Here is a 20185-nt window from a genome sequence, read left to right as displayed (position 1 = left end):
CGACCGCCAGATGAGCGGTGGAGCCCCCATATCTGCGGTGGTTGACCAACAGGCTGGCAGCCAGGCAAACGAGAGTCTCGACCGGCAGAAAGGCGACCTGCCTTCTACCTGTAACGACAGGCATCCGACCAATGACCAGATTCCATTGCCACCTAGCCGAAGAATGCTGAATATCGAGGTATTCTTCAATATTTGGCATCGAGACAACTCCTTACCGGGCAACGAAGATACAGAAACCAACCTGCAGGACGCCTTAATCCGCATCTCGACAAACCCAATTGACCCGCTCTGCCGGCCGAAAATGCACCATTCATCACCCAAACCTATTCAGCCGCTCCATGGAGGCATAAGGGCCAGATACTTCACTTTTCAATGATCGCCTCATCATCACGGGAGCTGTCGATCGTTGCAAATGTAACCAGCCGACGGTCATCTCCGATCGCAGTAAGAGGCGCGACGAGATGAAACGCCAGGGTAACCGCTCCGGGGGGCAACTCACCACCTGGTTCGCCGGATACCGCCTTCGCCGCCCGGCCGACCGCAAGGTCTACGGTCGGATACAGGAGGAGCGTGCCAGTGCGAGGACCCACAAGTGCGTTCGCGGTATCGTCGCCAATCTTGGCAACTCCTGCTTTAATGAGATCAATCGGTTTGCGGTGACGGACCTCGCTGAGCGTGCTGTAGTAGTTCGTCCGTGAGCGGCTTCGAGCGAATACGCTAGTTGGTCTATGGCCGAGGATCCTTCGCCTGCTCGCGTCTGCGACATGCTGCGGAAGTACGATGACCCACTCATCGATATGATTCGCCGTCAGAGAACTCAGCCAACGAAGATCGGGTGTGAGATAATTCGGCACGGCTAGTTCAAGCACACTCAGCGCTCCGAGAACTATTTGGTGGCTGACGGAACCGATTAGGGCCCGATAGTCCCAGGCTTCGAATCCACCATATAGGTGAGTCTCATCTTGTGCAGCATGAAGGAGGGGCTTAAATGCTTCGGTGTTGTGTCGTATCAGCGTCGGATCCGATGGATAGCACCGTGGCTCAATGGGGGTACCTGGTGACCGCCTCTCAGTCAGCACAGCGTTATACATCTTGTTTGTAGCAGTCGGCTTGAGCCAGGGGAGATGCTGGGCGACCAACGGCGGAATACGAGCGGGTGTAACCTGGGGAACTCCTCCAACCGGGACCGCATAGCGGCGTAGCTCTGCCCGAAACGACTCTTCGTCAAGGCAACTGGCCTGGAATGCCTCATGAAGGTTTCGCGTGATGTACAGACGGACCAGATCCTGGTAGCCGCTCCTGAAGCCAAACCACCGGCCCATCTGCATAAGGGTGTCCTGCTGTTTAGTCATTCTTCGGTAATAGGAAACCGTTAGCCCCTCCACCGTAAACCCGCGAGAGAGCTTATTGCCTCCAACAAGTATGCGCCAGACAGATCGCTTGTCGAAGTCGACCTCTTTCTTTGCCCGCTCAAGCGCTGGTTCACTGTTCACCACAAGGACTGGGTCACCCGTCCCACCGATCCTCTGTACCGCTCGCGCTATATACGGAACGAGGTCCTGGTAATTGTGCGGCGTCGGAAGGTCGCGCCCGGTAGTTTGGCTAACCCGAAGGATGTCGTTCTCGTAAAGTTGGCGAAGCCGGCTCAAACTGGCGGATGAGTAGTAGCCTGCAGCCTGCCACAACTCGCGCAAAACGTTAGCCTGTTCACGATGAACATCCCGATTCATCGCCTCATGAACAAGCATCGTGTGGTGCGGCACCTCACTAACTCCACGGTCCTCTCGAAACAACCTGACAGCGCCAGTCAAGACGTACGTGTCCAACGCCCGCAACAGCATCGTGTCATCATCATCGTCATCGTCCGACAGATACCGGACGTGGGTCGCCACTCGCGATGCTTTCGACGAATCCGCGTCAAAGTCGTGGAAATCCTTTGCCCCCATGTACCCCTGGGGCTCCTTTAGCGCGATAATGAAGTCTTTCGGAAAAATGTCCTCAGCATCGCTGGGGTCGATGAACACATTAGCGAACGGCGTTGCCGTATAGCCAACATATTGAGCCCGAGGCAGAAGGGTGAGCAAGTCTCCGATGAGTCGGTTGATGCTGGTGCGCTGCTTTTGATCTTCTTTCCACTTCCTTGGGTTACTGGTATTAGGAGACGCCTGATCAGACTCATCATCGATAACAATAGCGGGGATCTCGCCTAGCCGAGCCGTTATTTTACCCAGATCCTTGACAAGCTTCCGCAGGACAGGTCCATTCTTCTTAACAACGACAAGTCGAGCCGGAGTTGGCATCAAATTATCTGGATGGAAGTAGGGCTTTCTTCGGTCCCGCGGGTCGAAGTCCAGAGCCGTAATTCCTTGCAATAGGCTACGGTAGTCAAAATCGCGGGTGGTTAGGCGAATAATATCGGGCTGACCGACCTCCGACGGCTGGACACCATGACGCAAGAATTTCCCAGCATGCCAGGCCGGATCGTCGTGATAGTCGAACGAGTCCGTGTCATTCTCACTGATTCCGCGTAGGAGGTTCTCCTGACCGACCAATTCCATGTCGAGCCGACGTTGAGTCTGCGTACGGAGAAGAACAGTGCTCCCTGTAAGTACAATCACCAAGCGGTATCCAACGTCGATAGCCTTGGCAATTACCCCCGTGAAGTTGGCGGTTTTGCCGCTCTGGACGTATCCCACCACGAGTCCTTTGGCCTGATGCCTCCCCGAACGGGTAGGATCGGCGAGTCGCTCCACCACGCTTGTCGTCGCCGCGTCTAGGTCAGCGATGGCGCCCCCGTCAAAGCCAGCCTTCTCTGAGAGGTAGCGGAGATAGTGGTCCCAATAGAAGCCCTGGCTCGTGCCAACTCGTACGGTATACCAAGGTGTCCATGGCGCGTTGATTAGGGTATGAGTAGACGCAGTAACAGGGAACCTATCAGTCAGGAAATCCGCAGTCTTTTCATCAACACTCAGAAGCGAGAGGATGTGCACACGCCTTTCGGCTGTACGCGGAGCGGTACCGTCGATCCAGGCTGCGTCGACGGCGCCATCCCAAATGTGGAGCTGTATATCAAGCTCTATTCGGAACGCATCGTTAGGATCGGCTGTCGCGAGGTATTCTCGTAGCGACTCGTCGCTCACCGTCACGGTAGCGTCAGCGAAGAAGGCTGCGGTGCTATGCAAGGGCCGAGGGCCTTTGATCTCCATCGCGCGTAACGCCTCGCGGTAGGCCGTCGCCATCAGCTCACTCATATAGTCATCATCTCCGTTGAAAGCGCCTGTGCGAGAATAGGCGGGGTAGGGTCAGCGGTGGAGTACCCGGTGAGGTCGACACGGTAGCGAGCCTCGGTCACGCGGTTCAGCTCGACTCCGGCGGCGGTAAGTAGGCCCGGCGTCAGCCGAGGAAATTTTTCGTCGACTACGTATGCGACGGAGGGGACGCGCCGCCGCCATCGGGTACGGCAGGTTTCCGTGAAATAGTCAATCCAACCTGCTCGCGACAACCGTCGTTCTAAATCTTGACGAAGACCGGCTGATTCCACCTCCCGTCGGGCGATAGTCACGAGATCCCCAAGTTTCCAACCATCATCAGATGCGGCCTCCGTGAGCAAGTGCGAGGCAATATACAACGGCCGATCGCCGGTAGCACTCAGCTGCGTGAGGGAATTGATCCAGTGCATGCGACGCTCGAGTGCGCTCGTCTTAACCTCCACGTCGAATCTACAGAAACCGAAGTCGTGCTCCTCGGCATTCGGCCCGCGCCACGTCGCGAGAGCCATCTCTGCACCCAATTGTCGACACACTCCGATAAACAGGATAAGTTCACCGCAAAGACCGATTTCCCGCTCCCGTGAAAGCTCTTGCCGGTGCCGCAACAACCGTCCCAGAAAATGAAGCGTGTCCGAAACCGCAGCGCTTAGACTCATTCCCTGCAGCTGAATGCGATCAGCGATCGCGCAGAGCACCGGGTGCGCGTCGCCGAAAAGCTTTGGGTCGGTCACGCGGATCTCAAGGTACCGGCCCTCGACGCCGTGGCCCGCGACAACGGCAACATTTTCGAGCTGTACTTGTGGTAGAATTTCATCCCGATGACGGCGGGTACGCAGCCCAATCATTGGCACTTCTGGATTAATCAGGAGCGTAACACGAGGTTCCCCGGCAATGAGATGCTCGATGACTGCACCACTGTTCAAATACCGGTCCAAGCTATCAGGGCTCAAATGTCGCATGCTCCGGTTCACTCCTTCTCACTCCGAGCCGCCTCGCACTGTGCCGCAGTGGTGAGGATCTCCTGCCAGAGGGCAATATTGTCCTTGTCCTTGGCGCCGAGATACTCGCCCTGAAAGGCGTCCTCGACAAGTAGATAGAGCAGAGCCTTGACCAAGGGAGCATCGTTAAGGCCACCACGCCGGCCACCGAGCACACCGTTCCTGTACCGATCGTTGAGCCACAGTGTCCGAGAGTCACGATCAACCACGAGAAGTTCCACGCCCTCCATTCTTCGCCACCTGATATCGATCGGGTCTTCCCCTTCAACGAAGGGGATCTCATCTGCGATAGCACCTTTAACAGCCCGCTCGAACCCACGGCCGGGGGGAATCATTCGTCGCCGATTGCGACTGCGCATCCTTGACTTCTTGTAGGCGGCCTCTGCGTCTTGCAGGTATTCGGCCATGGTCGTGCCATCCTCGCTACGAGCTGTCTCAACGAGGTGGGCGAATTCGGGACCAACTATTACACGAGACTTCTCCGGATTCATCCGGAATATTCCGGCGATTTCATCGTCTATATTTATCGCAACCCTGGCTAGCTGCAATCGCGGATCAGGAACGGCCACTCCGTCCCAACCACCAGCGTGCAAGAGGCGGTTTCGCCGATAGAAGTACAGTCCCTGTCGTTCCACGACACCGCCCGCAAGTCGGAACAGATCCGATTTCGACCGGCCAGGCCAGATATGACATTCCAGGTTTACCGCGTGGCCATTGATGAACGAGGTCAACTTCTTCGGGTAAGCTAGGTTACCGGACTTGTGGTAGCCAAATGGGTCGAGGGCGATGACATCGAAGCGCGGCCCAACTGTTGCCTGGTCGACATCTTCCACATCGATTCCAATACGGATTCGAGCCTCAGCGATAAGCCGATGCATCACGAGTCCGAGGTGTTCGGAAATCCTCGCGATCGTCGCCGTTATAAACCGTTGCACACGGACAGGATCGCCAGTCGCAGGAAAACCGGTAACATCGTCCCACCGGATCACCGTTCCCGTTTTGCTTGCACGCATATTCCAGTCACGCGCTAATTCCTCGATGACGAAGCGCTCGGGGACAATGTCACATCTGAAGTTCCGACGGTTGCCGATCCGCCATCGTCGTCCGACAACACTTGGCGCTGCGGTTCGCGAGAGTACAGTCAGGCTGCGGGCCTGACTAAAGGAAGCTGCCTTCATTCCTAGGCCGAACTTTCCCAGACTCTTGGCGCCATACTCGGCGACGCCACCAACTGTCATAGCGGCGTTCACGCGGTCGGCTCGGATCCCGCGTCCATTGTCTACCACGTACAGCGCACACAGTCTACCTTGCTGCTGCACGAACCTGATCAAAACCTCGCTAGCTCCAGCGTCGATCGAATTGTCGACCAGATCGGCCAATGCCGTCTCGATCAAGTGGTTACGACCGAGGCCGTCAAGGGCGTGGGGGTCAGGCGGCAAGCTCACCGATCCACTCGTGGGGACCTGTGCACGCCAGTGGGACATCGTGCCTCACTCCATCAGGGGGCCGTCGGCGAGCGCCCTCGCCGACGGACGGGATAGCCAAGCGACGCGAGTCACTGAAGGTCACTGGGTGCAACTATGTTAGCGAAGCACATGCCGTACATGGACTACCCAAACGGTCATCGCCGGGGGAGTCATCGGGCCAGCCACTGGCAGCTGCCACCGTACGCCTCGATGCCGGCCATCAACGGGCCCAGACATGAGTCGCCTGTATCATCGGCGAGCAATGTCAGAGAGTCACAGCGAGGAGAGCGTGTCGCAACTCCTCCACCGTGGCGATTGCTTCCTCTTCCTCGACGTCGTCATGCCACTGAAGGCGCCATGCCGATCCGGGGGCGAGAGCGGCGTCGAGTGCGCGTGCGGCCAGGTCCCGCAGCTCAGGGCTGGCCTGGATCTGTTCCCGCCCTGCCAGGAAGCGGGGGCCGTATGCCGATGTCGAGACCGGCTTCCCGGTGAGCGCCTGGAGGACCACGGCCGCAGCGGCGATAGCGCGAGCCGCGTCCTCCGCAGTACCGACGTCTGCAGGCGATGCCACCTTCACGAGCGCCTCGCGGGTCAGCTCGGCGCGTCGATCAGGATCGGCGTCCTCCAGGGTGGCGCACCACTCCACCGCCTCGTCGTTGTCGAACGGACCGAACTGCCAGGTCGCCATCGTTTCTCCCTCGAACGCCTGTAGACCCAACCACATGTCGGCGGGCGGCCAAGGAGGGGTGTACCCGTACGCGCCCGCCTCGGTCACACCGACCCTCCGGCGAGCCGGACTTCCAAGATCTACAACTCCGCGGTATAGTTCTGCCATGTCTGATCTGCCAGAAGAGCCAACCGTGGACCGCACGTCGGTGGAGCTCTTCGCCGGCGGCGGCGGTCTGGCCATGGCCGTCCACGGAGCGGGCTTCCGCCCCCTTCTGGTCAACGAGATTTTCCAGTACGCCTGTGACACGTTGAAGCTCAACGCCGCCACGACGCGCGGCGAGGAGGAGCGGATACCGACGCGCGGGGACCGGTGGCCACTGGTCGAGGGTGACGTACGCGAGGTCGACTTCCGCTACCTGTGGGATCGCGTCGATCTCCTCGCGGGAGGTCCCCCCTGCCAGCCCTTCAGCCTGGGCGGCGTCGCCAAGGGCGACGAGGACAAGCGCAACATGTTCCCGGAGATGTTCCGCGCGATCCGGGATATTCAGCCCAAAGCCGTGATCTGTGAAAATGTGCGCGGGCTACTCCGGCCGTCGTTCCGTCCCTACTTCGACTACATCGAGCGGGAGCTGCAGCTCCCCTTCGAGGAGCGCGATGAGGCGGCGTCCTGGCAGGAGCACGACGAGATCCTCCGTCGCAGGCTCGGCGAGACGCCATCCGACCCGAAGCAGCGCTACCAGGTCCGGACCTTTCCGGTGAACGCCGCTGATTACGGAGTGCCACAGATTCGCAACAGGATCATCCTGGTGGCCTTCAGGACTGATCTCGGGGTCGACCTCGACCGCTTCGAGCAGTCAGTCAGGCCGACGCATTCGGAGTCGGCCCTGGCGCGGACGATGCTGGATGGGACCTACTGGGATCGGCATCCAAGAGTGCCCAGCCATGTCCGCCGGCGCGTAATGTCGCGGCTGTCCGGTGCGATCACCATCGCTGACGGCACTCTCCCCTGGCGCACGCTACGCGACGCGATCGCTGGCACCGATGGCCAGCCGCCCCTACCTCCGGTGCCATGGAATCGACTCGACCGACAGGAGTATCTGCTTGGTGGGGTCACCGACCACATCGGCTGGCCCGGTGCGCGGATCTACGCCGGCCACACTCCGAACGAGCTCGACCGGCCAGCGAAGACCGTCAAGGCCGGCGTGCACGGTGTGCCAGGCGGGGAGTCCGTAATGCTCACGGACGATCTCGACCCCTCGGCGGACGCCTACCGACACCGATACATGACCGTACGGGAGACGGCTAGGGTGATGACGTTTCCCGACGACTGGAAGCTCGCTGGGCCTCGGGGCGAGCAGATGCGGCAGCTCGGCAACGCCGTCCCCGTGGTTCTCGGCGAGTTCTTCGCCCGCAAGATCGCCGACGCGCTTGACGAGGCCGACCAGCAGCCATGACCGAGGATCTCCAACAGTCTGATCATCGTTGGGCCGACAAGCTCCCGAGCGCAAGTGCGTGGAAGGGCCGAAAGGGTCGGAGTCGGCAGTCGGTCGTCGCCGAGCAGGACCGCGCCGCTGGCGGCCACGACCGGCGATGGGTGGATCTTGGCGACGGACGCTGGGCCCGCGCGTCGGTGGAGCTCAAGCTGTTGCCCAAGTCCAGGCGCATCCGCGCCTATCTCCGTTGGTCCGACCGCGGCAAGTCTCCCGCCCGCTACCTGGGCGAGGTCAGTCACGCCACCAGGGCGGAAAACCTCGCCGAGGGTTGGCGACTCGCCTGGTCGCGTGAGCTGCTGGCGGTGAAGGAGACCGCAAGCGACACGTCCTGGGCGTCGAGCCCAGCCGTCCAGGCGATCATGCGGGCCAACAAGGGACGTGACACCCGCCCCGAGAGGAAGGTTCGCTCGCTCCTTCACAAGGCTGGCCTGCGGTACCGGGTCAACTTCCGGCCTATCCCATCGGTCCGCCGCACTGCCGACATCGCGTTCCCACGAGTCCGCGTCGCCGTGTTCATCGACGGCTGCTTCTGGCACGGCTGCCCCGATCACCACCGGCCATCGCAGCGAAACGCTCAGTTCTGGCGGGAGAAGATAGAGGGCAACCGGGTACGCGATCGAGAGACCGACCGGCTCCTTGCCGAGGCCGGCTGGACGGTGATTCGCATCTGGGAACACGAGGACCCAGCGGAGGCAGCCGAGCGAGTAGTGAAGGTGACTCGCCAGCTGGCTACGACGCGCCAGTCAGCCTGACGCTACGGGCCCTGGTCGAGATCGCCAGGTTCAGCCGGGTCATCCTCGGCGGGTCCGGCAGCGAAGTTCTTTGGACCCTGCGTGTACTGCGCCGATCCATCGGCGCTACGACGCCACCATCCCAGTGCGCTTTCGTAACGGCGCTCCTCGCGGTACAGGATGAGGTAGCCCGGAAGCGCCGTGAGCTGCCAGCCCTCTGGCAGAGCGGCGACCAGCCTGGCAGCCCAGGCGCGCACCGTCAGATCCTCGTCGTCCATGCGGACGTTGCTCGCCTGGTAGGCGGCCTTCGCGGCAGCGCCGCTATCCCAGCGGATCCGGAAGGGGAAATCAGTTCTCGCCTGCTCAAGCAGCTCATCAACGGACCTGACACCTTCAGCGCATCGGATGCTGAAGTCCAAGTCGACCGGGTACAGGGCGTCGAAGTGTCCGCTCCTGACCTTGCTGCCGTCCCGGTTCCGCCCAGGATCGTTGTTGCCGAAGCCGTTCGTATTCCAGGGGATGCTGTCGTGCGTCCGATAGTTCTTGATCAGGAGCTTTTCGGGCGCGGCGGCGTCGAGGTCCTCGTCGACGTAGACACACACGAAACGGATGTCAGCCGGGTCAAGCCCGGCGCGACCGGTCACTTTCCGCTGGTGCTGGTTCAGTCGCTCTTGCAACGACTTGGCGGCCTTGCCGACATACACCCGTCTGCCCTGATGGAACAGGCAGTACACGCCGGGACGGGACTGGACTCGCTCCAGGTGGTCTTTGTCAAGCGTGGCGGGGGTGAGCGGCCGCAGGGTGGCTTCCAGTTGGTCAGCCAACGCCTTGGTGATGCTGAGCCGGAACTCTGCCGTCCACGTTGACACCTGCGCCACCTCCGATGACTGAACGAGGTTGGATTCTGACATAGCGTCGATCGAGTACGCATGCGGGTCCACAGACGATGGAGAGCGACCCCGTCGCCGGTTGTGGTTCAGCAGTGCTCAGTAGCCAGGATGCCGAACAACTTCACTGCTCCGGTTCGGGGTCCTCGGCAGGCCGTAGCGACACGTGCTTGCGCGGACCTTCGTCGCCATCGGCCGGGCCACGAACGTAGACACCACGTCCAGGCTGCCCATAGACGAGACTCTGTGCCTTGAGCTGGATCATCACGAAGCGGATGACGGTCTCGCTCACCTCGTAGTTCGCCATCAGCTGCCGGGTCGACGGCAGGCGGTCACCCGGCTTGAGTACCCCGGCACGGATCTGTTCCGCTATGTCGTCGGCGATTTGCTGGTAGAGCGGCGTGGCCATCGGCACTCCCTCGGTCGGCAAGTCCAAGAAACCACACGCCGGGGAGAACATGCGTTACGGGGTACTGAATAGTTACTGGGTAACGCAGGCTGGCATCGCACTCTCGCATGCAGCCCTTGTCGGACGCCTCCGCCCATCGCCTGGTCGACGAGGCTCGGGTGACATCGATCAAAGAAACTAACGTTACGGGGTAGCGCCAGAGTACCCGGTAACGTAGGTTCTAGGCGGAACTACTCGGTCGGCGCTGAGTGGATCCACCCGGTCGGGGCGGTCAGCGGGTCACGCCGTTGGGCGTCCCGGCCCCGAAGGTTTGCCCTGGTCGCCGTACTGCCGAGGAGGGCTGCGGCGATCGGGGTGGGGGGTGGCCCCGCCGGTTCGGCAAGCGGCAGGGCCACCCCCGTCCAGGCACACCCACGACACCGCCAGACCCGAACACCAGCAGCGAAGGAATGGGGAGGAACACGTGATGCGAGAGCTTTGGCGACGTTGGCGGCTGCGCCGGCAACGCCGCACCATGGCCGGCACGCCACCACGCGACTGGCCGAACGGCAGCGGTGTCTACCGCGTACCCGCCGATGGTCGTCGCCGTAACCAGCGGCCCGCCGCGTACCGGCCGATCCGGCCCTGGCAGATCCGCGCCCACCGCTTCCCGACCGTCACCCGCAAGGCGCACGGACCCGGCCTCGACCCCGGCGAAGTCGCCGCCTTCCTCGAACGGGTCGCCCACGACCTCGGCGTCGTCTACGCCGAACTTGACCGCACCTACGAGCAGAACGACCGGATCAAGGACGCGCTCCGCCGCTGGCAGACCAGCCAGGCCCGCGCCGCGCAGGCCGCCGTCAACCTGCCCGCCTGGACCGGCGCCGGCACCACCACCAGCGCGTACGCGGGGCAGTCGTGACCCACCACCCGACCCCACACCACACTGTCACCGTCGTCAGCTGCCCCCGCTGCGACGGCAGCCCCGCCGCAGCGTGCCCGCGCTGCGGCGGGGCCGGCAAACGCCGCGCCCAGTTCGTGCTCACCGTCGCCAACATCGACACCGCCGCCGTCGCGTCGGCGAACGTCGTACCCGGCGCGGTCACCCCGACCCGCACCGACGACGGCCGCTTCTGGTGCCTCGACCTGGCACCCGTCGTCGACGACCTCGCCGCCCGGGTCGGCGCCGCCCACGTCTACGACCCCGAACTACCCGGCGAACCGATCTTCGCCCCGTGGGCGGAGCTGCCCGCCGGCTGGCAGCCCGACCTGCCCGACCACCAGCGGCACGCCCTCGAAGCCGCACCGATCGCCGGCGAAGGCTACGAACCATGGCGGATCTGGTACGGCCGCACCGCCGCCCCACCACCACCCGACCCGGCCCGCCGCCTCGGCGAACTCTGCGAAACCGCCGAACTGCTCTGCCTCGACCTGGTCGTCGAAGCCCGCCGCGACCCACTCGCCCCCGACAGCGACCGCTTCCGCTGGGACGTCCGCTTCGAACTGCCCGGCAGCCCGGTCCCCACCGGCACCGGCCGCTACGGCAGCTTCGCCGAGGCCGCCACCCGGGTCAGTGTCGCCCGCGCCTGCTACCAGCTGGTCGACCGCGGCCAGCACGCCCCCGCCCACTACGTCACCCCGCGCCCGGCCAACGGCATCAGCCTCGGCCCGCCACCGGTCGACGTCGACCAGCTCGAACGCCGCATCGTCGCCGACTGCACCGCGCTGCTCACCGGCGAGCCGACCCCCGGCGCGCACGCCATCTGGCGCGACGGCCGCTGGTGGCACACCACCCTCCGCGACGCCAACACCAACACCGGCACCGGCTCCGGCGGGCGGCCGGCCCGCTCCTGGCAGCCACCCCCACCATCGTGGCAGGGACCGCCGATCCCGCACCGGCGCTGCCCCGACTGCACCCACCTGCCGCACTGGGAAGACTGCGACTGCGAACCGATCGGTGGCTGCCGCACCTGCGGCGGCAGCCACCGCATCTATCAGGGTGCGACCGTCACCATCGCCGCCGGTCGCCGCCGGGTCCGGCACCTCAACTGGCCACCCCTCGGCGGTACGCCGCCAGCCGCACCGCCCTGGATCGGCTACCACCCGGGCGGCAAAGCCATCCACCAGCTCCCGCCGGAGTACCAGCTCACCCACCAGCTGACCGCGCTCGGCCTCGACCCGACCGAGCTGGCCACCCTCGACGGCCTGATCATGCACCTGCGCGACCACGAGCTGCTGCACGGCTACGCCACCGTGCACCGGCCCGGCGGCGACCCGGTCACGGCGTACCTCGAAAATGTCACCAACGGGCACCCCGGCGGCCGGATCCTGCTGCGCGCCAGCCCACCGAAGGTGCCGCCCCTGGCCACAGTGGTCAAACTGGCGTACGCCCTCGGCCTGGCCCTGGTCGTCTCCGTCGCTGACCACCGCCGCAACGACGGCATCCCCTACCAGGTCCAGGGCCTGCGCTGGGGAGTCCGCTTCGCCCCACCCGACACCACCAGCCACCTCGACCGCTGGGGTCCCGGGGCGCACCAACCCAGCCTGCCGAAGGCGATCGCACAGGCCCTGGAGTTCCTCCGCAACGCCAGCGACCAGACCGTGCCCACCGACCCGACCACCCCGATACCGGTGCCGACCAACCTCGACGACCACGCGGGTGAGCCCGACGGCGCAGGTGATGCCCAGCCCGACAACGGCACACCCGACCCGGTGCCGGCGCTCACCGCACTCGCCACCCACCACCCCGGCACCGCCGTCACCGTCCTGCTCACCCCGCAGCGATGCGAAGTCCACCTGCCCGATGGCCCACACCACACCAGACTGATCGCCACCGCCGCCACCCTCGACGGAGCAGTCACCGCCGTGACTGCCGACATCTGACCCGACGCCGCCGGATCGGCGCCACCAGCGGGAGACCGCGCCGACCCCACCCGCAGGCGGGGCAGTCACCGTCATCGACTGCCCCGCCTGCACCACCACCGCCGGCTCCCGCCCCTCCACCGTCCGCACCGGGCCGGAGCCTTCCAGCCCGCTCCCCCGCACTCTTGAGTCGGATTCGCGACCAGATCGACAATCGGGGCAGCGAAGCATGCACATGTGCCGGCAGGCTCTGCCGGATGGCCCGCCCCGTCAAGGTGCCCCGCGAGTTGACCGTCGAACCGTTCGCCGGCAGCCAGGCAGTCGCCGCCGGCCTGCTCACCAAGCGGATGCTCGCCGGCCCGACCTGGCGCCGCCTGCTCCACGACGTCTACGTGCATGCTGACGCGTACCAGCCAAACGACCACCGGATGTGGTGCCTCGCCGTCGCAGTCCGTCTCCCACCCATTGCGACTATCTACGGCCTGAGCGCCGCCTTTCTCTGGGGCGTCGACCTGCTGCCGCACAAGGGCACGGTGCCAGCACCCGTGCACGTCGCCGTACCGAGCAAGGCTCGACCAGACCCGCACCCCCGCATCCGGTACGCCAACCTGGCCCTCAACTGGGAGCATGACGTCACTTCCCTCACCGGGATGCCCATCACCACCGGGGTCCGGACCGCCTTCGACCTGGGCAGGCGGCTGCCAAGGGCCGACGCGCTCGTCGCCCTCGACGCGCTCCTGCGCCGCCGGACCTGCACGAAGGCCCAACTATCGGCGTACGTCGACGCCCACCCAGGGTGGAGACAGGTGAAGCAGCTCCGCGAGTTGCTGTTGCTCGCTGAGCCGTTGAGCGAGTCACCGATGGAGAGCCGACTCCGGCTGCTGCTGCACGACGCCGGCCTGCCGAAGCCCACCCCGCAGTTCAAAGTCGTCACCCCAACAACCAGCTCAACAGGCTCGGCAGGCAGCGGGAGGTTCATCGCCAGGGTCGACCTGGCGTACCCGCAGTGGCGCATCGCCATCGAGTACGAAGGCGACCATCACCGGGAGCAGGCCACCTTCCGCAAGGACGTGCACCGGTTCAACGCCCTGCGGGCCGCCGGTTGGCTGGCGCTGCGCTTCACCGCCGACGACGTACTCCGGCGAAGCGAACAAATCCCCCAAACAGTACGGCAGGCGATCGCCGAGCGTGCCGGGTGACCGCGTCGAGTGGAGGGCTGGGGTACGTAATTCTCGCGGAATTACGTACCCCAGCCCTCCACTCGCGGGTCTCACCCGGCATTACTGCGGCGGGTACCAGGCGGCGGCTTTCATGTCGACGCCATCACCGCGCAACGGGCAACCCTCGGCGCGCAGCAACGCCCTGGCCCGGGCTTCGTGCCCCGGCGGCAGCCGGCCGGCCGAGGAAACCACCCGGTGCCAGGGGACAGCGGAGCCATGGCGCGCCATGATGTTCCCGACCAGGCGGGCAGAACAACGCCCGGAAAGCTCAGAGAGCGCATCAGCGACCGCGCCGTACGACATGACCTTTCCAGCTGGGATGCGTTCGACGAGCGCCAGCACTTCCTCGACGTACTCCTGCGGGGTCACGCGCGCCACGATATGAGATCTCGCGCCGACGACGCGCACGCCGGCGCGCACAATGGGGCTCGTGCGTGCCGCAGTTACCCAGGCGAAGCGGGTCGTCGTCAAGATCGGCTCCTCCTCCCTCACGACAGCGGAGGGCGGCCTGGACGGCGACCGGGTCGACGCCCTCGTCGACGTCCTTGCCTCCCTCACGACGCAGGGCAGAGAGGTCGTGCTCGTCTCCTCCGGGGCGATCGCGGCCGGGCTCGCGCCGCTCGGGCTGACCCGACGCCCAAATGACCTGGCCACCCAGCAGGCGGCGGCCAGCGTCGGGCAGGGGCTGCTGATCGGCCGGTACGCGGCCAGCCTGGCCCGGCACGGTCTGACGACCGGCCAGGTGCTGCTGACGGTCGACGACGTGACCAGGCGGGTGCACTACCGCAACGCGTACCGGACGTTGCGCAAGCTGCTCGACCTCGGTGCGGTCCCGATCGTCAACGAAAACGACACCGTCGCCACCGACGAGATCCGATTCGGCGACAACGACCGGCTGGCCGCCCTGGTCGCCGCCCTGGTCCACGCCGACCTGCTGGTGCTGCTCTCCGACGTCGACGCCCTCTACACCGGCGACCCGGCGAAGCTGGCCAGCGAACGGATCACCGAGGTACGCGACGCCGCCGACCTGGCCGGGGTGGCGATCGGCAGGGCCGGACGGGCCGGGGTCGGCACCGGCGGCATGGTGACCAAGGTGGAGGCGGCCCGGATCGCCACCGGCTTCGGTATCCCGGTGGTGCTGACCGCCGCCCCGCTCGCCGCCGAAGCGCTCAACGGCGACACCGTCGGCACCCTGTTCCACCGGGTGGAGCGCCGGCCCGCCGCCCGGCTGTTCTGGCTGGCGCACGCCACCGCACCCCGGGGCCGGCTGCACCTGGATCCCGGCGCGGTGCAGGCGGTGGTGGCCCGCCGAAAGTCGCTGCTGCCGGCCGGGATCACCGCCGTTGACGGCACGTTCACCGCCGGCGACCCGGTCGACCTGGTCGACGCGGCGGGTGCGCCGGTGGCCCGTGGGCTGGTCAACTACGACGCGGTGGAGTTGCCGACGCTGCTCGGCCGGTCCACCGGTGAGTTGGCCGCGGCGCTGGGGCCAGGATATGAGCGGGAGGTCGTGCACCGTGACGACCTGGTGCTCCTATGACCACACGACATTCGAGTGACCACACGACATTCGAGGAGAAGCTGACCATGAGCGTGACCGAGCAGGCCCGCCGGGCGCGGGTGGCCGCCGACGAGCTGGTCACCGCGACCCGGGCGGCCAAGGACGCCGGGTTGCTGGCGATGGCCGATGCGCTCGTCGCCCGTACCGCCGAGATCGTGGCCGCGAACGCGGCCGACCTCGACGCCGGACGGGCCAACAGCCTGTCGACGGCGATCCTGGACCGCCTCGCGCTCAACGAGAAGCGCATTGAGGACATGGCGCAGGCGCTGCGGGAGATGGCCGGCCTGGCCGACCCGGTCGGCGAGGTGGTACGCGGCTCGACCCTGCCCAACGGTCTGGAGCTGCGCCAGGTGCGGGTGCCGTTCGGGGTGGTCGGCATCATCTACGAGGCGCGGCCGAACGTGACCGTCGACGCCGCCGGGATCTGCCTGAAGTCGGGCAACGCGGCGCTGCTGCGCGGCTCGTCGTCGGCGGCGCACTCCAACGCGATCCTCGTCGAGGTGCTGCGGGACGCGCTGGTCGGCGTCGGACTGCCGGCCGACGCGGTGCAGCTGCTGGACGCCTCGTCGCGCGACTCGGTCAAGGAGCTGATGCGGGCGCGCGGCCTGGTCGACGTGCTGATCCCGCGCGGCGGGGCGGACCTGATCCGCACCGTCGTCGAGGAGTCGACGGTGCCGGTGATCGAGACCGGTGTCGGCAACTGCCACGTGTACGTCGACGCCGCCGCCGACCTGGACAAGGCCCTCGCCGTGGCGGTCAACTCGAAGACACAGCGGCTGTCGACCTGCAACACCGCCGAGTCGCTGCTGGTGCACGTGGACGTGGCGGCGGCGTTCCTGCCGAAAATGCTGAAGGAACTGCGGAACGCGAATGTGACCGTGCACGGCACCCCGGAGGTCGCGGCGTTCTCGGCCGACGTGGTGCCGGCCACCGACGAGGACTTCGCCACCGAGTACCTGTCGGCGGACATCTCGGTCGCCGTCGTCGGCTCGCTCGACGCGGCGGTGGCGCACATCAAGCGGTACGGCACCGGGCACACCGAGGCGATCGTCACCGACTCGGCGAGCGCCGCCCGGGAGTTCACCGCCCGGGTCGACGCGGCGGCGGTGATGGTGAACGCGTCGACCCGGTTCACCGACGGCGGGCAGTTCGGCTTCGGCGCGGAGATCGGCATCTCCACCCAGAAGCTGCACGCCCGTGGGCCGATGGGGCTGCCGGAGCTGACCTCGACGAAGTACGTGGTCACCGGCGACGGCCACCTGCGCGGGTAACCCGGTCAGCGGCGGGGCGCGCGCCGGCAGCCCGGTCAGCGGCAGGCGCGGATCGCGGCCAGGACGACGTGCACCTCGAACGCGTCGCCTGCGTCGCTGTCCCAGCCGCCGTCGCTGCGCTGGGTGGTGGCCAGTCGGCGGCGGGCGTTGGTCAGCAGCCAGTCGTCGTCGGCCAGGCCGGCCCGGCGCAGCGCGGCGGCCAGCTGGGCGACGTCGCCGGGGGCCATGGTGGCGAGCCGGTCGTTGAGCACCACCTGCATCCGGGCCGACTCGTAGAACATGGTCTGCCGGTAGAGGGTGGCGGCGGCCAGCCAGCCGGCCAGCAGGTACGACGGCCAGGTGCCGTCCGGGCGCATCTGGGCACCGAGGTACTGGGCGGCGCGCTGCGCGGCGGCGCGGTGACCGGGGTCGCCGGCACCGCCGGCACCGTCGGCACCGTCGGCACCGGCGACGCTCAGCCAGTAGCCGGCGTTGGCGGTCAGGTAGTAGGTGGCTTCCGGGTCGCCGGGCCGCGCCCAGTCGGGTGCCTCGGCGGCCAGGCTCTCGTCCTCTTCCCAGCTGCCGTCGGCCCGTTGCCGGCTGGCCAGCCAGTCGAGCGCTTTGCGGGCCGGTGGCCGGTCGAGCGCACCGAGGTCGTCCAGCTCGGCGAGCCGGAAGCAGGTGGCGTCGACCGAGGCGACGTCGCCGGCCCAGAAGGCGGGCCAGCCGCCGTCCGGGGCCTGCCCGACCTCGGCGCTGGTGAGTGCGTCGGGCTGCGGGGCGGCCCCGGTCCGCAACCAGGACAGCCGGGCCCGGTCCACAGTGTCGCCGTGCGCGACTACGAACCCGATGGCAGCATCCAGATCGACCACGGACGACAGGCTACCGGCGGGTCCGGCGGTCCGCCTCGGTAACCCAGTCAAGGTCAACTAGCCGGCCGGGGACCTGGACGGACCAGATCCCCGGCGGCGCCGTCGTCAGCGGCACAGCGGGTGGTGGCCGGCGGGCTGGATCAGTAGCTGGGCAACGACGGGTCGACCTGCTTGACCCAGGAGAGCACCCCGCCCTGGACGTGCACGGCGTCGGTGAAACCGGCGGCCTTGACCGCGGCGAGGGCTTCGGCCGACCGTACGCCGGACTTGCAGTGCAGCACGATCTGCCGGCCCTGCGGCAGCTTCGCCAGGGCTTCGCCGTTGAGGAACTCGCCCTTGGGGATCAGCGTCGAGCCGGGGATCTTGACGATCTCGTACTCGGCCGGCTCCCGGACGTCGACCAGGAAGAAGTCCTTGCCGGCGTCCTGCCAGTCCTTCAGCTCGCGGGCGGTGATGGTGGAGTCGACGACCGCCTCCTCGGCCTCGGCCGACACGGCGCCGCAGAAATCGTCGTAGTCGATCAGCCCGGTGATCGGCTCGCCGTTCGGGTCCTTGCGGATCTTGATGACCCGGTAGGTCATCTCCAGGGCGTCGTAGACCATCAGCCGGCCGAGCAGCGGGTCACCGATGCCGGTGATCAGCTTGATCGCCTCGGTGACCATGATCGACCCGATCGAGGCGCAGAGCACCCCGAGCACGCCGCCCTCGGCGCAGGACGGCACCATGCCGGGCGGCGGCGGCTCCGGGTAGAGGTCCCGGTAGTTCGGGCCGTGCTGGTCCCAGAAGACGCTGACCTGACCGTCGAACCGGTAGATCGACCCCCACACGTACGGCTTGCCGAGCAGCACGCAGGCGTCGTTGACCAGGTAGCGGGTGGCAAAGTTGTCGGTGCCGTCGAGGATCAGGTCGTACTGACCGAAGATGTCGAGGACGTTGTCGTTGTCCAGCGACACGTCGTGGATCTGGATGTTGACGTACGGGTTGATCTCCCGCACCGACGAGGCGGCCGACTCGGCCTTGGACCGGCCGATGTCCGACTGGCCGTGGATGATCTGGCGCTGCAGGTTCGACTCGTCGACGGTGTCGAAGTCGATGATGCCCAGCGTCCCGACACCGGCCGCGGCCAGGTACATCAAAGCGGGCGAGCCGAGCCCACCGGCGCCCACGCAGAGCACCTTGGCGTTCTTGAGGCGTTTCTGGCCGTCGACCCCGACATCCGGGATGATGAGGTGCCGCGAGTAGCGGCGAATCTCATCGACGGTCAGCTCGGCGGCGGGTTCGACGAGCGGGGGCAACGACACGGTGAACTCCCCGGGATCGGCAATGCTGGCTGCGCTATTGTTGCTCGCTTCGCGCCGACTCGGCCATGAGTAGCGACACCGCCCGCCATCCGGGATCCGGGAATAGCCGCCGGCGCTGTCGCCCGGTCACGGTCATGGTCATCGGTCAGGTCATCGGTGGGCCGGCGTACCGCCTGCCGTCCAGGTAGGGCCAGCCGTTGGCCACACAGCCCTGCATTCCGTACGTCTGCTGCTGCATCACCGGAGCGGGCCGGCCGGGTGCCGGGCAGAGTTCGTGTCCCATGCCGAACTGGTGACCGACCTCGTGGTTGATCACGTAGGCGCGGTACTCGGCGAGCGTTCCGTCGTAGTGCGGCACCGCCTCCAGCCAGCGCGCCAGATTGATGATCACCTGGCCGGGCAGTCGGCACGAGGTGTACTTCTCGGTGGACAGCCCACCGAGCGCGCACATCTGCTCCGAGGTGCCCGGGGTGGCCAGGTAGATGGTGAACTCGGCGGCGTCGACCCGGGACACCCGCTGCAGCCGGAACTGCCGGGAGGCGATCCAACTGCGTTCGTCGCCGAGCGTCGCGTCGACGATCGCCGCGAACTCGTCGGCCAGCTGACCGGTCCCGTCCTCGACGGCGACCCGGAACCGGCGGAGGTCCCCGGCCCAGCCGAGCAGCCGGCCGGTCCCGGTGAGGTAACCGAAGGTGCCTGGCCCGGTCTGCGGGTAGCTGGCCGGCGATGAGGTCGGCGGCAGGCCGGCGCCGTCCGACGGTGCGCTGCCGGCGGGCGCCGCCCCGCCGCCGGGGCCGGGCTCGCGTACCGCGGCCGCCAGCAGCCCGGTGGTGCCGGAACCGGCTCGTAGGACGTCGGTGACGATCAGCGCCGCCGCCATCGTTACCAGGACGAGTGCCCCGGCCCGGCGGCGTCGGCGACGCGCCGCCTGTCGACGCTCTGTCCGGTGATCCCGCTGGCGGTCCGTCCCCTGGCGGTCCGGCCCGTTGCTCGGCCGGTGGTCCGGCTCCTCGGTGACTCGTCGTCGGTCGTGCATCGTGGCCCGCCCCTCATGGCGTGCTTCGCCACCCGCGCCGGTCGGACTGGTGCACGGCAGGGGGCGAACCGGCGCGAATCCCTGGCCTGACCTGCCCAGATTGTCACGTCATGTCGGTAAGGCCCGAACGACGCGCGGGGACCATCGGTTCAGGGACTCAATCCGACCGTACGCCCCGTATC

The 20185-nt window shown here is 66.2% G+C and carries 18 protein-coding genes; 8 read left to right on the top strand and 10 right to left on the bottom strand.

All coding sequences use genetic code 11. The features are described 5' to 3' along the window. Nucleotides 1-37 precede the first annotated feature (37 nt). The gene (locus ACFHW1_RS00755) at nucleotides 38-376 is read left to right on the top strand and encodes a hypothetical protein (protein ID WP_416614639.1); all 339 of its coding nucleotides are present in this window, start codon (nucleotides 38-40) and stop codon (nucleotides 374-376) included. Here the strand turns inward: ACFHW1_RS00755 and ACFHW1_RS00750 are convergent. From ACFHW1_RS00750 to ACFHW1_RS00735, 4 genes are all read right to left on the bottom strand, one after another. After that, nucleotides 363-3251 (bottom strand): Z1 domain-containing protein, encoded by a 2889-nt coding sequence (locus ACFHW1_RS00750; RefSeq protein ID WP_416614638.1) that lies wholly within the window; start codon nucleotides 3249-3251, stop codon nucleotides 363-365. The genes ACFHW1_RS00755 and ACFHW1_RS00750 overlap by 14 nt on opposite strands. Continuing rightward, the gene (locus ACFHW1_RS00745) at nucleotides 3248-4228 is read right to left on the bottom strand and encodes a PD-(D/E)XK motif protein (protein WP_416614636.1); all 981 of its coding nucleotides are present in this window, start codon (nucleotides 4226-4228) and stop codon (nucleotides 3248-3250) included. Before ACFHW1_RS00745 ends, ACFHW1_RS00750 begins: the two co-directional genes overlap by 4 nt. 8 nt (nucleotides 4229-4236) lie before the next feature. Next, complete coding sequence (locus ACFHW1_RS00740; protein WP_416614634.1) at nucleotides 4237-5661, bottom strand: ATP-binding protein; 1425 nt, start codon at nucleotides 5659-5661, stop codon at nucleotides 4237-4239. 337 nt (nucleotides 5662-5998) lie between these two features. Further along, on the bottom strand, nucleotides 5999-6421 hold the full coding sequence (locus ACFHW1_RS00735; protein WP_416614633.1) for a DUF4259 domain-containing protein: 423 nt from the start codon (nucleotides 6419-6421) through the stop codon (nucleotides 5999-6001). 145 nt (nucleotides 6422-6566) lie between these two features. Here ACFHW1_RS00735 and ACFHW1_RS00730 point away from each other — a divergent pair, with 145 nt between their 5' ends. Together ACFHW1_RS00730 and ACFHW1_RS00725 are read left to right on the top strand one after the other, a co-directional pair. Then, nucleotides 6567-7856 carry a DNA cytosine methyltransferase gene (locus ACFHW1_RS00730; protein ID WP_416614632.1) on the top strand — a complete coding sequence of 430 codons (1290 nt, stop codon included), beginning with the start codon at nucleotides 6567-6569 and terminating at the stop codon, nucleotides 7854-7856. After that, entirely contained in the window at nucleotides 7853-8647 is a 795-nt protein-coding gene (locus ACFHW1_RS00725; protein WP_416614631.1) for a very short patch repair endonuclease, read from the top strand. Before ACFHW1_RS00730 ends, ACFHW1_RS00725 begins: the two co-directional genes overlap by 4 nt. 2 nt (nucleotides 8648-8649) lie before the next feature. On the opposite strand, the gene ACFHW1_RS00720 is transcribed toward ACFHW1_RS00725, so the two are convergent. Both ACFHW1_RS00720 and ACFHW1_RS00715 read right to left on the bottom strand, forming a co-directional pair. After that, nucleotides 8650-9495 (bottom strand): Eco29kI family restriction endonuclease, encoded by an 846-nt coding sequence (locus ACFHW1_RS00720; RefSeq protein ID WP_416614630.1) that lies wholly within the window; start codon nucleotides 9493-9495, stop codon nucleotides 8650-8652. 142 nt (nucleotides 9496-9637) lie between these two features. After that, entirely contained in the window at nucleotides 9638-9922 is a 285-nt protein-coding gene (locus tag ACFHW1_RS00715; RefSeq protein WP_281551929.1) for a winged helix-turn-helix domain-containing protein, read from the bottom strand. Between the two features lie 466 nt (nucleotides 9923-10388). Here ACFHW1_RS00715 and ACFHW1_RS00710 point away from each other — a divergent pair, with 466 nt between their 5' ends. The 3 genes from ACFHW1_RS00710 to ACFHW1_RS00700 all read left to right on the top strand — a co-directional run bounded on the left by ACFHW1_RS00710 (nucleotide 10389) and on the right by ACFHW1_RS00700 (nucleotide 13962). Continuing rightward, nucleotides 10389-10823, top strand: a complete 435-nt coding sequence (locus tag ACFHW1_RS00710) for a DivIVA domain-containing protein (RefSeq protein WP_416614628.1) — start codon at nucleotides 10389-10391, stop codon at nucleotides 10821-10823. After that, on the top strand, nucleotides 10820-12784 hold the full coding sequence (locus ACFHW1_RS00705; protein ID WP_416614627.1) for a hypothetical protein: 1965 nt from the start codon (nucleotides 10820-10822) through the stop codon (nucleotides 12782-12784). The genes ACFHW1_RS00710 and ACFHW1_RS00705 overlap by 4 nt, the downstream gene beginning before the upstream one ends. A 236-nt stretch (nucleotides 12785-13020) precedes the next feature. Beyond that, nucleotides 13021-13962 (top strand): DUF559 domain-containing protein, encoded by a 942-nt coding sequence (locus tag ACFHW1_RS00700; protein WP_416614625.1) that lies wholly within the window; start codon nucleotides 13021-13023, stop codon nucleotides 13960-13962. Nucleotides 13963-14043: 81 nt separating this feature from the next. On the opposite strand, the gene ACFHW1_RS00695 is transcribed toward ACFHW1_RS00700, so the two are convergent. After that, nucleotides 14044-14352, bottom strand: coding sequence for an MGMT family protein (locus ACFHW1_RS00695; protein ID WP_416551227.1), 309 nt, complete (start codon nucleotides 14350-14352; stop codon nucleotides 14044-14046). Between the two features lie 61 nt (nucleotides 14353-14413). Here ACFHW1_RS00695 and proB point away from each other — a divergent pair, with 61 nt between their 5' ends. Together proB and ACFHW1_RS00685 are read left to right on the top strand one after the other, a co-directional pair. After that, nucleotides 14414-15523, top strand: a complete 1110-nt coding sequence (proB, locus tag ACFHW1_RS00690) for a glutamate 5-kinase (protein ID WP_416614623.1) — start codon at nucleotides 14414-14416, stop codon at nucleotides 15521-15523. Between the two features lie 47 nt (nucleotides 15524-15570). Then, a complete protein-coding gene (locus tag ACFHW1_RS00685; protein WP_416614621.1) occupies nucleotides 15571-16815 on the top strand; it encodes a glutamate-5-semialdehyde dehydrogenase in 1245 nt (414 codons plus the stop codon). Between the two features lie 35 nt (nucleotides 16816-16850). On the opposite strand, the gene ACFHW1_RS00680 is transcribed toward ACFHW1_RS00685, so the two are convergent. The 3 genes from ACFHW1_RS00680 to ACFHW1_RS00670 form a co-directional block, all read right to left on the bottom strand. After that, nucleotides 16851-17666, bottom strand: coding sequence for a prenyltransferase/squalene oxidase repeat-containing protein (locus tag ACFHW1_RS00680; protein WP_416614619.1), 816 nt, complete (start codon nucleotides 17664-17666; stop codon nucleotides 16851-16853). A gap of 140 nt (nucleotides 17667-17806) precedes the next feature. After that, the gene (gene moeZ, locus ACFHW1_RS00675; RefSeq protein WP_416614618.1) at nucleotides 17807-18967 is read right to left on the bottom strand and encodes an adenylyltransferase/sulfurtransferase MoeZ; all 1161 of its coding nucleotides are present in this window, start codon (nucleotides 18965-18967) and stop codon (nucleotides 17807-17809) included. A gap of 145 nt (nucleotides 18968-19112) precedes the next feature. Next, nucleotides 19113-20003, bottom strand: coding sequence for a DUF3152 domain-containing protein (locus ACFHW1_RS00670; RefSeq protein WP_416614616.1), 891 nt, complete (start codon nucleotides 20001-20003; stop codon nucleotides 19113-19115). Between the last annotated feature and the right edge of the window lie 182 nt (nucleotides 20004-20185).

This window comes from Micromonospora sp. LOL_014, assembly GCF_048060245.1.
Classification (GTDB): Bacteria; Actinomycetota; Actinomycetes; order Mycobacteriales; family Micromonosporaceae; genus Micromonospora_E.
Note: the sequence above shows the minus strand (reverse complement) of the source record. Positions and strands in the feature narration are given on the sequence as shown.